16 protein-coding genes are annotated in these 14,090 nt (G+C 68.2%); 5 read left to right on the forward strand and 11 right to left on the reverse strand.

Features of this window, described 5'->3' with window-relative positions:
* Positions 1-153: 153 nt before the first annotated feature.
* The 9 genes from A3A5_RS0117835 to A3A5_RS0117875 form a co-directional block, all read right to left on the reverse strand.
* The gene (locus A3A5_RS0117835; protein ID WP_018311902.1) at positions 154-561 is read right to left on the reverse strand and encodes a hypothetical protein; all 408 of its coding nucleotides are present in this window, start codon (positions 559-561) and stop codon (positions 154-156) included.
* 111 nt (positions 562-672) lie between these two features.
* The gene (locus A3A5_RS0117840) at positions 673-894 is read right to left on the reverse strand and encodes a glycosyl hydrolase family 8 (protein ID WP_018311903.1); all 222 of its coding nucleotides are present in this window, start codon (positions 892-894) and stop codon (positions 673-675) included.
* Positions 895-1,360: 466 nt separating this feature from the next.
* The gene (locus A3A5_RS0117845; protein WP_018311904.1) at positions 1,361-2,023 is read right to left on the reverse strand and encodes a carboxypeptidase regulatory-like domain-containing protein; all 663 of its coding nucleotides are present in this window, start codon (positions 2,021-2,023) and stop codon (positions 1,361-1,363) included.
* 11 nt (positions 2,024-2,034) lie between these two features.
* Positions 2,035-3,027 (reverse strand): 5'/3'-nucleotidase SurE, encoded by a 993-nt coding sequence (gene surE, locus A3A5_RS0117850; protein WP_018311905.1) that lies wholly within the window; start codon positions 3,025-3,027, stop codon positions 2,035-2,037.
* A gap of 92 nt (positions 3,028-3,119) precedes the next feature.
* A complete protein-coding gene (dmpG, locus tag A3A5_RS0117855) occupies positions 3,120-4,145 on the reverse strand; it encodes a 4-hydroxy-2-oxovalerate aldolase (protein WP_018311906.1) in 1,026 nt (341 codons plus the stop codon).
* 11 nt (positions 4,146-4,156) lie between these two features.
* Entirely contained in the window at positions 4,157-5,065 is a 909-nt protein-coding gene (locus A3A5_RS0117860; protein WP_018311907.1) for an acetaldehyde dehydrogenase (acetylating), read from the reverse strand.
* Between the two features lie 45 nt (positions 5,066-5,110).
* The gene (dmpE, locus tag A3A5_RS0117865) at positions 5,111-5,893 is read right to left on the reverse strand and encodes a 2-oxopent-4-enoate hydratase (protein ID WP_018311908.1); all 783 of its coding nucleotides are present in this window, start codon (positions 5,891-5,893) and stop codon (positions 5,111-5,113) included.
* A gap of 68 nt (positions 5,894-5,961) precedes the next feature.
* Complete coding sequence (locus tag A3A5_RS0117870; RefSeq protein WP_018311909.1) at positions 5,962-7,524, reverse strand: DUF1302 domain-containing protein; 1,563 nt, start codon at positions 7,522-7,524, stop codon at positions 5,962-5,964.
* Between the two features lie 139 nt (positions 7,525-7,663).
* Positions 7,664-8,452 (reverse strand): SDR family oxidoreductase, encoded by a 789-nt coding sequence (locus A3A5_RS0117875; RefSeq protein ID WP_026200879.1) that lies wholly within the window; start codon positions 8,450-8,452, stop codon positions 7,664-7,666.
* Positions 8,453-8,578: 126 nt separating this feature from the next.
* On the opposite strand from A3A5_RS0117875, the gene A3A5_RS0117880 reads away from it, so the two are divergent.
* The 5 genes from A3A5_RS0117880 (at position 8,579) to A3A5_RS0117900 (ending at position 11,662) form a co-directional block, all read left to right on the forward strand.
* Entirely contained in the window at positions 8,579-9,451 is an 873-nt protein-coding gene (locus tag A3A5_RS0117880) for an alpha/beta fold hydrolase (protein WP_026200880.1), read from the forward strand.
* 39 nt (positions 9,452-9,490) lie between these two features.
* Positions 9,491-10,276, forward strand: a complete 786-nt coding sequence (locus A3A5_RS0117885) for an SDR family NAD(P)-dependent oxidoreductase (protein WP_018311912.1) — start codon at positions 9,491-9,493, stop codon at positions 10,274-10,276.
* An 18-nt stretch (positions 10,277-10,294) separates the two neighbouring features.
* Positions 10,295-10,672: a nuclear transport factor 2 family protein gene (locus A3A5_RS0117890; protein ID WP_018311913.1), complete on the forward strand. Its 378-nt coding sequence runs from the start codon at positions 10,295-10,297 to the stop codon at positions 10,670-10,672.
* Between the two features lie 13 nt (positions 10,673-10,685).
* Positions 10,686-11,339 carry a TetR family transcriptional regulator gene (locus A3A5_RS0117895; protein ID WP_018311914.1) on the forward strand — a complete coding sequence of 218 codons (654 nt, stop codon included), beginning with the start codon at positions 10,686-10,688 and terminating at the stop codon, positions 11,337-11,339.
* Between the two features lie 86 nt (positions 11,340-11,425).
* On the forward strand, positions 11,426-11,662 hold the full coding sequence (locus tag A3A5_RS0117900) for a hypothetical protein (RefSeq protein ID WP_018311915.1): 237 nt from the start codon (positions 11,426-11,428) through the stop codon (positions 11,660-11,662).
* Between the two features lie 73 nt (positions 11,663-11,735).
* Here the strand turns inward: A3A5_RS0117900 and A3A5_RS0117905 are convergent, their stop codons facing one another.
* On the reverse strand, positions 11,736-12,911 hold the full coding sequence (locus tag A3A5_RS0117905) for a M20 aminoacylase family protein (RefSeq protein WP_018311916.1): 1,176 nt from the start codon (positions 12,909-12,911) through the stop codon (positions 11,736-11,738).
* Between the two features lie 40 nt (positions 12,912-12,951).
* Positions 12,952-13,995: a tripartite tricarboxylate transporter substrate binding protein gene (locus tag A3A5_RS0117910; protein WP_018311917.1), complete on the reverse strand. Its 1,044-nt coding sequence runs from the start codon at positions 13,993-13,995 to the stop codon at positions 12,952-12,954.
* Between the last annotated feature and the right edge of the window lie 95 nt (positions 13,996-14,090).

The raw sequence follows: 14,090 nt of genomic DNA on the forward strand, positions 1-14,090 counted from the left end.
CGAGGAATGGATTGCCAGCCGCATAGGCGACGCGTTCTTTGGTTACTTTCTGTCGCTCGGACAGAAAGTGACTCGCCGGCTACGCCGGCGAAACAGCCCACGCTCGCCAAGCACGCCAAGCAACCGCATGGCGGCGATATCCCAAGCCCCACCTCAATCCACCAGCTCAGACCACCCCTGCCCCCCACCCCCAGGCAATTGCCGCCCCATATATTCATGCAACCGCGACAATTCAAGCGCAATGCCATCCGGAAACCCCTGCCGCCCACCCCGCTTGTCGATCAGCAGCTCAACCAGGAAAGCATGCAGAGCTGCCGGGTTGGCAGCGAGCGCAGCCAGCTGGTTGCCGATGCGCGCATAGCGGCGGCATAGCTCCACGGGGCGCGCCTCGGCCGGCAGCGACGCCAGCCACCGCATGGCGACGTCTGTAAGCAATGTGTCTTCCGGCGATGGCGGGCGCCGCACGCCGCTCCAGTCAGGCTCGGCTTGCACTGGCGGCGCGCCGTCCAATACCTTCTTTGCTTCCTCAACGGTGACGAATTCAAAAGAGAGGGGTTCCATGCCGGCTCCGGGATCAGACCAACGCGCACCGCTGCGCATTAATGCGCATTCTAGCGATTACGGCGCTTCGCGGGCTATCTTGACAGGCATGTTGTGAATGAACCGGACGCCTCAGCCTTCGTGCGCTCGATTGGCCTGGCCTTCAGACACCGTGGCCATGCTCTCGGTGCTGGCGTCGATCACGCGGCCGTCGGCGCTCAGCAGGGTTTGCCTGAAGACATCCCAGTCCGGCCACTTGCAGACCGGGGCGCTGGCGGCAGGGGCTGCCAGCGACGCACAGGCCAGCGCACTGGCGAGCACCCATCGGGTCAGGCCCGGCAGCGTGCGCCGCATGTCAGCTCCCGTTGCGCCGTGCCGCCAGCCATGGGCCCACGGCAGCCACGACATGGCCACGAGGATGAAGGCAGTGCGCCGTGACGGCGACCAGGAGCGGATCAGGGCGGATCATATGCAGGAAGCGGTTCCTTGGCATGCGTCCGGTTACAGGTGCCGCGCCGCAAGGCGAGGGCGTGATGGCTGCGCTGCTGCGCGCGCACTTGCCGGGAATCTCGAGCCATGTCCAGGCTGCCGCCCGGCAGATACCCGGATCGCCACCTGCATTACAACTCCGGAGCAACGTTCAAGCCTGTCCGGGGCAGTGTAGACCTTGGAAGCACCGGGCGCGCCACATTTCCGCCGGGGCTTAAAAAGATTCAGGGGTGATATAAAAAGGAAACGCCGCCCCCTTGCCAAGGGCGGCGTTTGCGGTTGGGACACCGGCCGCTTCAGGCTACCGGTTGGCGGCGCAGCGGCAACTGCCTTACCCGCAGGTTCCGTCGGCCACGCACACGCCGCGCACCACCATCTCGCCCATGAAGTCCATGGAGGCCTGGTCGGCGATCGCGTCGCGCAGCGCATCCAGCGCGGCATCATGGGGATCGCTGGCATTGCCGGCCGCAAACGGCGTGTCATGCCAGCGCCGGGGTATGGCAGCGGGGTCGATATCGACCCCGGCACCTGCCGCCAGCGCAGCCAACACTGCGGCTTCCGCTTCGGCCATGGCGTCTGCGGACAGGTCCCTGGCGCGCCCCTGTCCGAAACTGTCGAACGCCTGGCCCGGGGGCGCGCCCAGCAGCTTCCACAACGCCAGTTCGGTCAGCGGTGAGCAGTTCACGGTGCGCCCGCCCAGCACCAGGCCATGCAGCCGCAGGCGGTTCGGCTCGCCCTGCGCGAGCCCGCCCTCGCAGCGCACCATCAGCGCCCCGCCCGGCACCTCGGCCAGGCGGAATGCGCCTTTTGCATCGGTCGTTGCGTTGCGCACTTGTCCTTGCGCATCGCGCAACTGCACGGTAGCGCCTGCCAGCGCGGCGCCGACCGCAGCCGTGCCGCTCACTTGCGGCGCATGGTCATCGCCGCATGCTGCGACCGCCACGACCCCGCATGCAAGCACGAGGTGGCGCCAGGATCGAAGGTCCTTGCCCATGGTTGCTCCGCCTAAGGTGCCAGGGTGGCCAGCTCGCGGCGCGAGCGGTTGAACAGGCCGCGCGCCAGAGGCGTCGGGCGGAAGTCAACGTCAAGCGCCGAGATCGTGATGAACTTGGCCAGGAAGGCCGGCGTTTCTGCAATCCGCGCCAGCGCCGCCGCTTCGGTCTCGGGCGCGCCCACGTCGATCGATACCGTGTTGTCGGCATTGCGCTTGTAGGCCGTGGTAAAGGAATCCACCGTGCCAGGCGTGGTCAGGCGCACGCCGGCAGGGGTCCCGCCGGCAACGATCGGGTAGTTGATGCTCAGCGGGTGGGCCACCGGCAGCAATGGCTGGCCGGCGGTGCGCGTGGCTTCCAGGCTGGCAATCACGCGGACCAGGAAGGCCCCGGCCCTGGGGAACGCGGCCACAGTGCTGCCGAAGCCGGTGCGTGCTTCGGCAAAGTCCACGCCAACACTCAGCGCAATGCCGGGCACACCGCGGCGCGCGGCGTACAGCACGTTCATCACCGTGCCCGAGTGCGGGATGGAGTCAGACAGGTTCTCGCCGAAATTGGCCCCGGAGACGACCAGGTCCGGCGCGAAGCCGCTTTCCGGCCCGACGATCTTCAGGCCCATGGCAGTGGCGTCTACCGGCGAGCCGCTGCCCAGGTAGTCCGGGTTGGCGGCATTGAGCGCGCTGCCCGCGGCAATGGTGGTCTTGACCCGGTGCACGCAGAACGTGTCGGCGCTGCCGGAGAGCGGTTCGACCACCAGCCGGGTGCGCCCGTCGGGCACGGCATAGGCAGCGCCCGAGCCGCTCTGGTTGCTGGCCGGGCCTACCGTGATGACGCGGTGGCCGGCGTCCTGCAGGGCCTTGCGGACCGCGCTGATGCCAGGCGCGGCGCAGCCGTCGTCATTGGTCAGCAGCACATTGAGTGCCCGGGCGGGGCTGGCCGCGGTAGCCAATGCCGTGGCCGCGATACCGAGGGAAGCGAGCCGCAGGCTGGCGCGAAGTCGAAGCATGGGAACCTGTCTCCTTACTCTTATGCGTGGTGAAAGCAGCGCCCGGCCGCGCAGCGACGCCGCCAGACTTGACAGAAGCCGGTGCGGCACCGTCACGGCACCAGCAGGCCCCGTTCGCGCGCCAGCGTGATCGCCGTATCCTCGATCATGTCCTCCTGCCCGCCCACCAGCCGCTGCCGGCCGAGCTCCACCAGGATCTCGCGCGCGGGGATGCGATACTTGGCCTCGGCGCGCTTGGCGAACAGCAGGAAGGACGAATACACGCCGGCATAGCCCAGCGTAAGCGCGTCGCGGTCGATGCGGATGGGGTGGTCCATGATCGGCACCACCAGGTCTTCGGCCACGTCGGCGATGCGGTAGACGTCGACGCCGGTCTCGATGCCCATGCGCTCGCACACGGCCACCAGCACTTCCATCGGCGTATTGCCGGCGCCGGCCCCCAGTCCCGCCGCGGCGGCGTCGATGCGGCTGGCGCCGCAGGCAATCGCGGCGAGCGAATTGGCCACGCCCATGGCCAGGTTGTGGTGGCCGTGGAAGCCCAACTCGGTCTCGGGGCGCAGCGCCTGCCGCACGGCGCTCAGCTTCTCGGTGACATCGTGCGGCAGCATGTGCCCGGCCGAGTCGGTGATATACAGGCAGTTGGCACCATAGCTTTCCATCAGCAGCGCCTGCTGCACCAGTGTCTGCACCGGTGCCATGTGCGCCATCATGAGAAAGCCCACGGTGTCCATGCCCAGCTTGCGCGCCATGCCGATATGCTGTTCCGAGACATCGGCCTCGGTGCAGTGGGTGGCGACGCGGATGGTATGCACGCCGATCTCATACGCCATGCGCAGGTGGTCGACGGTGCCGATGCCGGGCAGCAGCAGCGCGGAAACGCGCGCCTGCTTCAGTTCGCCCAGCACCGCGCGCAGGTATTCCTCGTCGCTGTGCGCGGGGAAGCCGTAGTTGACCGAGGCGCCGCCCAGGCCATCGCCGTGGGTGACCTCGATCAGCGGCACGCCGGCGGCGTCCAGCCCGCGGGCAATGCCTTTCATCTGTTCCAGCGAGATCTGGTGGCGCTTCGGGTGCATGCCGTCGCGCAGGGTCATGTCGTGCAGGGTGATGCGTTGGACCATGGCTGGGCTCCTCAGGCGTTGGCAGTTTCTTGCGCGCTGCCGGCGCGCATGGCGGCGGCGATGCACTCGGCGGTGCGGGCCGCCGAGGCGGTCATGATGTCCAGGTTGCCGGCATACTTCGGCAGGTAGTCGCCAAGGCCCTCAACCTCCAGGAAGATCGACACGCGTTTGCCGTCGAACACCGGGCCGTTCTTCAGCGTGTAGCCGGGCACGTACTTGCGCACTTCGGCAATCATGTCGTGCACCGAGGCGGTAATCGCGGCAACGTCGGGCGCATCGTCGGTCAGGCAGTGGATGGTGTCGCGCATGATCAGCGGCGGCTCGGCCGGGTTGATCACGATGATGGCCTTGCCCTGGCGCGCGCCGCCCACGGCTTCGATCGCGCCGGCCGTGGTGCGCGTGAACTCGTCGATATTGCGGCGCGTGCCGGGCCCGACCGAGCGCGACGACACCGTTGCCACGATCTCGCCATAGGCCACCGGCTGCACGCGCGATACCGCATACACCATGGGGATGGTTGCCTGCCCGCCGCACGTGACCATATTGACGTTCATCTCGTTGCTGCCGATATGGGCCTCCAGGTTGACCGGCGGCACGCAGAACGGCCCGATTGCCGCCGGCGTAAGGTCGATCACGCGCACGCCGCGCGCGGTCAGCCTGGCCGAGTGCTCAGCGTGGACGTAGGCGGAGGTGGCATCGAAGGCGATGCGGATATCGTCGGCCTCCAGGTGCGGCAGCAGGCCGTCGATGCCGTCGCTGGTGGTCTTCAGCCCCAGCTCTCGCGCGCGCGCCAGGCCTTCGGAGGACGGCTCCACGCCGACCATCCAGACCGGTTCCAGGATGTCGCTGCGGCGCAGCTTGTAGAGCAGGTCGGTGCCGATATTGCCGGGCCCGATCAGGGCACATCGGATCTTGTTCATAAGGTCTCGCTTGGCAAAGTCAGGAAGTCAGGAAAATTTTGGAAGTCAGCAGAACGCGGCGCTGCAGGCGCCGATGCCGGTGATATGCATGGACAGCCGGTCGCCCGCCTGCACGGGAATCAGCGCCGCCAGCGAACCCGACAGGATGGTCTCGCCGGCCAGCAGGGGAATGCCGAAGCTGCCCAGGGTGTTGGCCAGCCACGCCACCGCGTCGGCGGGATGCCCCAGCGCGGCGCTGCCAAGCCCGGTGGCCACGCACTCGCCGTTCTTCTCAAGCGTCATCGCGCACGCGCCCAGGTCCAGCGCGTGTGGGCTGACGCGTTCCTCGCCGAGCACATAGACGCCGCAAGAGGCGTTGTCGGCGACGGTGTCCTCGATGCGGATGCGCCAGTCCCGGATGCGCGAATCCACGATCTCGAAGCAGGCCGCCACCGCTTCGGTGGCGTCGAGCACATCGTCGCGCGTCACGCCCGGGCCGCGCAGGTCGCGCCGCAGGAAAAAGGCAATCTCGCCCTCGGCGCGCGGCTGGATCAGGGTATCGGTGGGGATGGGCTGCCCGGCGGCGTACTGCATGCTTTGCAGCAGGATGCCGAAGTCCGGCTGGTGCACGTCCAGCATCTGCTGCACGGCCTGGCTGGTCACGCCGATCTTCTTGCCGGTGACGCGGTCGCCGGCCGCCAGCCGGTGGGCGATAAAGCCTTGCTGGATGCGATAGGCAGCGTGGACGTCGAGCCCCAGACCGCGGCCGCTGAGTGGCGGCACCGGCGAGCGCGTGACCAGCGCATGGTGGAGTTCATTGCTGAGCGTGGTGATCAGGTCGGCGTTCATGGCAGGGGAGGGTCGGGCCGCGCTGCCGCGGCGGCAGCGCGCCGCGGCAGTTCGGGTCAGGACAAAGGTCAGAACGAGTACTTGGCGTTGAAGGCCACGTAGTCGCGGTCAGCCAGCGGACGGTTGGCGATGTTCGCCCCGCCGATGAACGCGGCATAGGTCAGGTTGAGCTCCAGGTTGTTCAGGTACTTGAAGGTCAGCCCCACGCTGGCGCGCTTGTCGCCATAGCCCATCAGCGTGCCGAAAGCGCCGGCCACTGCCGACCTGCCGCTGAACTGCTGCGCATAGGTAAGCGGCACCGTCAGGTCCCAGCCATCGAACACGTTGTTGTAGGTCAGCGACCAGCCAACCTGGAATGCCGCCGAGTTGCGGGTGTTCGACAGCGTGCTGAAGCCCATCACCGGGTCCACGCCCAGCACGTGCAGGTAGGCGATTTCACCCAGCAGCGACTGCGAGTTGGCCAGGAAGGTCGGGCCCACCGAGTAGATCGCGGAGAGCTGGCCCTGCATTGCCCGGCCACGCGTCGCGGTGGGTGAGCCGGCCACATTCACCAGCATCGGCACGCCGTCCTTGTAGCTGACTTCGCCGGCGACGTTGGCGCCCAGCACCTGTGTGGAGAAGCTGGCGCCGGTCAGGTTGATGCCGCCGTAGAACTTTTGCTGGTACTGCAGCGTGGGGAAGAGCGAGGTGACCACGCTCGGGTTCTTGTCGTGATAGCGCAGCTGGTAGAGCCCGACCTCGGTGCCTTCGAACACGCGAAAGCGCGCGCCCACGCCCCACTGCCCCCAGTCGGAGGGGCGGATATCCGGGCCGCGCGGGATATTGAAGCCAGGCCCGATGATGAACTCCGCGCCGGGGCCGACCACGTCGGTGGAGCTGAAATAGCTGCCCGGCGCAAAGATCTGGTTCGGCTTGTAGGTGAACTGGTAGTAGCCCATTACGCTGAATGCCGGCGTGACCTGAAGCTGCAGCGACGCCTGTGGCACCGGCAGCAGGATGTCCTTGACCTCGGCGCCCGGCACAAAGGCCTTGGTCGCATCGGCAGGCCCTTGCGCGCCGGCGATATTGGCGAAGAACAGGCTCTCGCCCCAGGCGACCACCTGGTTGCCCAGCTTGAAGCTCAGCTGCGTGCTGCCGATCGGCGTCGCGCCATAGACATAGGCATCGAGCAGTTGCGCGCGGTGCTCGTGATAGTCCTGCGCCGAGCCGGTGAACTGGTTGAACGGCCCGCTGTGGTTGACCGTGAACGGCGCATTGTTCGAGTTGGTGCCGCTGTAGGCCCAGTCCTGGAACACGCTGCCGCGCACCAGCGCGCCGAAGGCGTCGTGCTTGACATGTGCTTCGCCCAGCAGCGAGACGCGGTTGGCGATCATGTCGCCGCGCTTGAAGTTGCGGTTGCCATCGTCGCCGTTGATATTGGCCGGGCTCAGCAGCGTGTTGCTCTGGTGGCCAGTGCGCACTGCGGCCCCGTAGGAGGCGGTGACGCTGTAGTCGAGCGTGGTGTCGTGGCCAAGGTCTATGGTTTCTCCCGCCCTGGCTGGCGGCGCAAGCAGCGCGGCCAGTGCCGCCGCGGCAGCGATGGGCCGCAGCCGGTTGCGGCGTTTCAGTGGGCCGAATGGTGGATGGTGCATGGTGGTCTCCCCGTGGTGTCGGTGTTGGTTCATTGCCTGGCACTTCGAATGGCGCTCGCCTGGTCGCAAGCGTAGAGAGGGGCAGCCATGCACAAATCGGCAGAACGGACTAGGCGGTTTCCCTACAGGCGGCAGCCGCTCAGCCGCGATTGACCGACGCCGCGTCGAGAAAGGCCGGGCGCTCGCCGCCACCGTCGATCACAAGGTTGGCGCCCGACACGTACGACGCCTGCGGCGAGGCCAGGAACAGGCATGCGCCGGCGATGTCGTCCGGGTGCGCGAGCCGGCCCAGCGGCACCGTCGCGGCCATGGTGCGCAACGCCTCGGGGTCGCCGTAGTGCTGCTGCTGCGAAGTGTCGGTCAGCACCATGCCCGGGCTGACTGCGGCAACACGCACCTTGGGCGCCCATTCCACCGCGAGCGTGCGCACCGCATTGAGGATGCCGGCTTTGGCGGCGCCGTAGGCCGCCGTGCCGGGCGAAGGACGCAGCGCGCTGACGCTGCCGACGAACAGCTGCGTGCCGCCGCCAGCCTGTTGCTGCATGCGTGCATTGGCGCGCTGCGCGAGCTGCAGCGGCGCCACCAGGTTGAGCCGGATCACCGATTCCAGCAGCCGCGGCGAGGCCTGCGCAACCAGCGCGAACGGCGAGCCGCCGGCGTTGTGGATCACCACGTCGAGCGTGGGACTGGCCTGCGCGATCTGCGCCAGCATGGCATCGACCTGTTCGACGTCGCGGATGTCCGCCGGGATGAAGCGGGCGGTGCGGTTGCCTGCGCCCGGCAGTTCGCTGTCGTCCGCGGGTGCGGTGCGGCCGCATACGAACACCTGCGCGCCGGCGCGCAGGAAGGCCTCGCTGATGGCGCGGCCGATGCCGCGCATGCCGCCCGTGACCAGCACGGTCTGGCCGGTGTAGTTGAATCCTGTCATGGGTCCCCCTTGATGCATGGAGCGCCCATCGTAGGAGAAGTGGCCGTCCGGCTCGTAGTCCGAATGAACGATGCCTGCGGTGGCGGCGCTGCGCAATATGCTGGGCAAACCACGGGAGACGCCCTCATGTCCGCTACGTCACAGCACACGCCTTTGTCCCCACACCCGAACCTGCCGGTCGGGCGCTTCACCACCACGTCAACGGGCCTGCGCCTGCACTGCCTGGACTCTGGCAGCAGCGAGCCGGTGGTCTTTATCCACGGCAGCGGCCCGGGCGCGAGCGGACACAGCAACTTCCGCCACAACGTGCCGGCCTTCGCCGAGGCGGGCTTTCGCACCGTGGTGGTGGACCTGCCCGGGTATGGCCTGTCGTCCAAGCCGGACGATGTCGAGTACACCCTGGACTTCTTCGTCGCCGCGCTGCGTGAGCAGTTGCTGGCACTGGAGCTGCCGCGCTGCGTGCTGGTGGGCAATTCGCTTGGCGGGGCCATCGCGCTGCAGTACGCGCTGGACTTCCCGGAGCATGTCAGCCGCCTGGTGATGATGGCGCCCGGCGGCGTGGAAGAGCGCGAGACCTATTTCCAGATGGAGGGCATCCAGCGCATGGTGTCGCTGTTCACCGGCGGCCACATGAACCCGGGCACCATGCGGCAACTGCTGCAACTGCTGGTGCACGACGCCAGCCTGGTCACCGACGCGCTGGTCGACGAGCGCATGGCAGTGTGCCGCGAGCAGCCGCGCGAGGTGCTGGCCACCATGAAGGTGCCCAACCTGACCGCGCGGCTGGGCGAGATCCGGTGCCCGGTGCTTGGCTTCTGGGGCACGGAAGACCAGTTCAATCCCGCCTCGGGCGCCACCAAGTTCCTGGCCGGCTGCGCCGACGCGCGCTTTGTCATGATCAACCGCTGCGGCCACTGGGTGATGGTTGAGCATGCCGCTTATTTCAACCGTGAATGTCTCGGCTTCCTGGCCGACACGCGTCAGGGCGGCGCGTCATAATTGGCGCCCGCGCCCACATAACGAGACCAAGGAGACATCATGGAATACCCGTATAGCCTGTTCGATTTGCGCGGCAAGGTTGCCGCCATCACCGGTGCCGCGCGCGGCATCGGCGCGGAAACCGCCCGCGTGCTGGCAGCGGCCGGCGCGAAGGTCGCGGTGCTTGACGTGCTGGAAGCCGACGGCAAGGCCACTGCCGAAGCGATCTGCGCCGAAGGCGGCGAGGCCGCGTTCTGGAAGCTCGACGTCACCAGCGAAAGCGACGTGGCGCGCGTGTTCACGGAGATCGCGGCACGCTTCGGCGGCCTCGGCATCCTGGTGAACAACGCGGGCATCGAAGGGCCCAATGCGCCGACCCATGAGCTGGCGCTGGAGCAATGGCAGCAGGTCATGGCAGTGAACGTGACCGGCACCTTCCTGTGCACCAAGCACGCCATCGGGCACATGGAGCGCGCCGGCGGCGGCGCCATTGTCAACGTGTCGTCGATGTACGGCATCGCCGGCGGGCCGGACGTGCCGCCTTATCACGCGTCCAAGGCCGCGGTGCGGATGATGGCCAAGACCGATGCCATGCTCTACGCCGGCAAGGGGATTCGCGCCAACTCGATCCATCCTGGCTATATCCGCACGCCGATGCTCGAACACGTGGCCCGGGCCTCGGGGCAGGGCGAGGCGCTGTTTGACTATCTTGGCGGGCAGACCCCGGCGGGCAAGGTGGGCCAGCCGCGCGACATCGCCGCGGGCATCCTGTACCTCGTGTCCGACGCCGGACGCTACGTCACCGGCGCCGAGCTGGTGATCGACGGCGGCTACACCGCACGCTAGAACAACAAGGAGAACCCCATGCCCGATAGCGCCGCGATGAAGGCCACGCTGCTCGCTTATGTCGAGCGCTTCAATGCCGGTGACGCGCAGGGCGTTGCCGCGCTCTACGCCGACGATGCCACCGTGGAAGACCCGGTCGGCGCGCAGCCGGTCGCCGGCAAGCCGGCGATCCTGGCCTTCTACCAGCACGCCACCGCGCTGGGCGCGCGCCTGGAGGTGGTGGTGCCGCCGCGCGGTTCGCACGGCGACGCCGCCGCGTTGACCTTTGCGGTGCACGCCCGCCTGGAAGGGCGGCCGGCCCGCATCGACGTGACCGACATCATGGCGTTCGGCGCGGATGGCCGCATCCGCAGCATGCGCGCCCACTGGGGGCCGGACGACGTGCATTTCCTGTAGGCCCGCCGCGCCCATGGCCCGCCACACCCGCGAGGATGCCGCCGTCACGCGGGCGCGCATCCTGGCCAGCGCGCTGCAGCTGATCCGGCACCGCGGCCTGCATTGCGTCACCGTGGACGATGTGGCCCGCGCCATCGGCATGACGCGCGGGGCCGTCTATGGGCATTTCCGTTCCCGCGCCGAGCTGCTGGGCGCGCTGCTGTCGTGCGCCGAATCCGACTTCGCCGCGCGCCTCGCGCCGCTGGCGCAGGGCCGCGCCGGCACCGGGCCAGGCACGCTGGAGCAGGTGCTGGCCGCCTTGCTCCGTGGCGATGACCTGGCGCGCCACGTCAGCCTGCTGGCGGCGCTGCTGCAGCACAAGTGCGGCGACGACTGCGAGCTTTGCCCGCTGCGCGCCCGCGTGCTGGTGGGTGTCGAGACGCTGCGCGCAACCTTCGCTGACCTGCTGCCGGCCCCCGCCCTGGCCAGCCTGCTGGTGGCGCACCTGTGGGGCCTGCTGAGCGCGCACGCCATGCACCTGGCGCCGTCTGGCCTGTCCGGCTGTGCCGCATCGCTGGCCCGGATCTATCAAGGGCCTGATGCGCCGCCGCATCCGGCCCTGCCCACCATCCCTTCCGGTCGATCCGACGCCCCTTTCGATCCGGCGCTGCTGCGGGATACCCCTTAGTCTGCTCGGACGAAGCGTTTCGGGCCGGCGCTGACTACGATGCTTTCAAAAGCATGGAAACCCAGCAAGGGTGCGGAGGAGACAGCATGAAGCGGCTCGGATTTCGTTGGGCGGCGGGCCTGGCCGGGGCCGCCGCCGCAATGGGCGCGGCCTGGGCGATTGCCGTGGGCGGCGACCTTGCCACCGCGCATGGCAGCCAGGACGAGATGCCTGCTGTCAGCATGGCCTCCGCCGACGTGGCGCACGACCACTGCAACGACGCCTGCGTGCGCAGCCGCGGCACCGCGGCGTTGGTGGTGCTAAGCCAGAGACCTCCGCAATGACCCGTCGAACGGCCTGCCTATGCAGGCCGTTCGACGGGCCAGTCCCTAATAGCCGAAATAGCGATCTGCAACCTCAGCCGATCAGGAAGCGCTGCGTCAGCAGCGCCCAATAGGCCGCGCCGATGGCGACGTTGTCGTCGTTGAAGTCGTAGCCGGGGTTGTGCACCATGCAGGCGCCTGCGCTGTCTCCATCGCCGTTGCCTATCAGCAGATAGCTGCCGGGGCAGCGCTCCAGCATGAACGCGAAGTCCTCGCTGCCGGGCAGCGCCGCGCCTTGCGGCACGACCTTGTCCGGCCCAAGCAAGGCGAGCGCCGTCTGGCGCGCGAATTCCGTCTCTTCCGGAGAGTTGACGAGCACCGCATAGCCTTGCCGGTAATCGATCTCGGCGCGCACGCCGTAGCTTTCCGCCTGGGCCTGCACCAGGGATTTGATGCGCCGCTCCAGGGTGGCACGCACGTCGCGGTCGAGCGCCCGTACGCTGATTTCCAGCGTGGCTTCCTGCGGGATCACGTTGTTGGCCTTGCCGGCGTGCATGGCGCCGACCGTCACCACCGCCATCTGCAGCGGGTCGACGTTGCGCGAGACCACGGTCTGCAGGGCCAGCACGATGCCGGCGGCGGCCACCAGCGGATCGACTGCCCGGTGCGGCAGCGCGCCGTGGCCGCCCACGCCTCTGAGCGTGACGGTGGCGTAGTCCGACGAAGCCATGGTGGGACCGTCGCGCAGCACCAGCCGTCCCTGCGTGATGCCAGGCATATTGTGCATGGCGAAGACGGCGTCGCAGGGATACTTCTCGAACAGCCCGTCCTGGATCATGCGCAAGGCGCCGCCCATGCCTTCCTCGGCCGGCTGGAAAATCAGGTTTAGCGTGCCGGAGAACTGCGCTTCCTGCGCCAGGTATTCCGCGGCGCAAAGCAGCATGGCGGTGTGCCCATCGTGCCCGCAGGCATGCATGACGCCGGCATGGCTGCTGGAGTAGGACAGGCCGGTCGCCTCGCCGATCGGCAGGGCGTCCATGTCGGCGCGCAGGCCGAGCCGGCGCGTGCCGCTGCCGCGCCGCAGCCTGCCCACCACGCCGGTGCCGCCCAGCCCGCGCTCCACGTCGTAGCCCCATTGGGCGAGGCGCTCGGCCACGGCGTCGCTGGTGCGGTGCTCCTGGAAGCCAAGTTCCGGATGCTGGTGAATGTCGCGGCGCAGCGCAACGAACTTGTCCGCGCGGGAGCGCAGCGATTCCAGGAAGGCGTGCATGGGATTTCTCTCCTCTATATGCGATGGCATTGGCGTTGCGTCATTGCGGCTGCAGCCCGATGGCCTTGGCCAGGCCGCGGTAGCGCGCCGTCTCGCCTTCATAGAAGCGGGCCGCCTCCTGCAGCGTCATCGGCGTGGCCACGATCTGCATCTGGGCTTCCAGCCCGGCGCGCACGGCGGGATCCTTGAGGACATTGCCGAGCGCCAGGTTCAGGCGCTGCACCACCTCGGGCGGGGTTCCCTTCTTCACCATGAAGCCGGTCCAGATCGTGAAGGCGAAGTTCTTCAGCAGCTTGCCTTCGCCGATGGTGGGCACATTGGGCAACAGCGGCGCCCGGGTCGCGCCCGCGGTGGCGAGCAGCTTCAGCCGTCCCTGCTGGGCCATCGCGCCGAGCGCGGCGTTGAACGGCACGATGGCGAAGTCGAGCTGGCCGCCGCCGAGGTCCTGTACCAGCGGCGCCGCGCCCTTGTAAGGGATGTGGGTCATCCTGGTGCCGGTGAGCTGCTGCATGTGCTCGACCAGGATGTGGTACAGCGAGCCCACTCCCACGCTGCCGTAAGACAGCGGCTTGTCCTTGCGGCTGCGCGCCAGGGCGATCAGTTCGTCCGCGGAGTTGGCTTCCAGGTCCTTGCGTGCGATCAGTGCCAGCACCGCGGTGGAAATCGGCTGCACCAGCTGGAAGTCCTCCGCCTGCAGCTTGACCGCGGCATTGGTCAGCGGAGACAGGATCACTTCGTTGGGAGAGCCCTGGAACAGGTAGTAGCCGTCGCCCGGCGCCGACAGCACCTTCTGCGCGCCGATGGCGCCGCTGACGCCGCCCAGGTTCTCCACCAGCACGGTCTGGCCGAGCTGCTTGCCGACGGGCTGGCTCAGCACGCGGGCGATGGCGTCGGAGGCGCCGCCGGCGGGATAGGGCACCATCAGTGCGATCGGCTTGGCGGGATAGGATGCGGCCGCCCCGGTCGGCCCCGCGGCTGCGGTTGCGCCGGCCGCGCCGGCGCAGATCGGGCTGGCCAGCACGACGGCAAGCAGACCGCCAGTCAGTCTCGTTAGCGGGCGGCGCAGGCATTGTGTGAGGTACATCGTCGTCTCCTGATCATGGATGCCGCGTCTGTCTTGTTGCCCCCGCGGGACGCACGGCTGGCAGCCATGTTAGGAGGGCGGCAACCTGATGTCCA

Source organism: Cupriavidus sp. UYPR2.512, assembly GCF_000379565.1.
Classification (GTDB): domain Bacteria; phylum Pseudomonadota; class Gammaproteobacteria; order Burkholderiales; family Burkholderiaceae; genus Cupriavidus.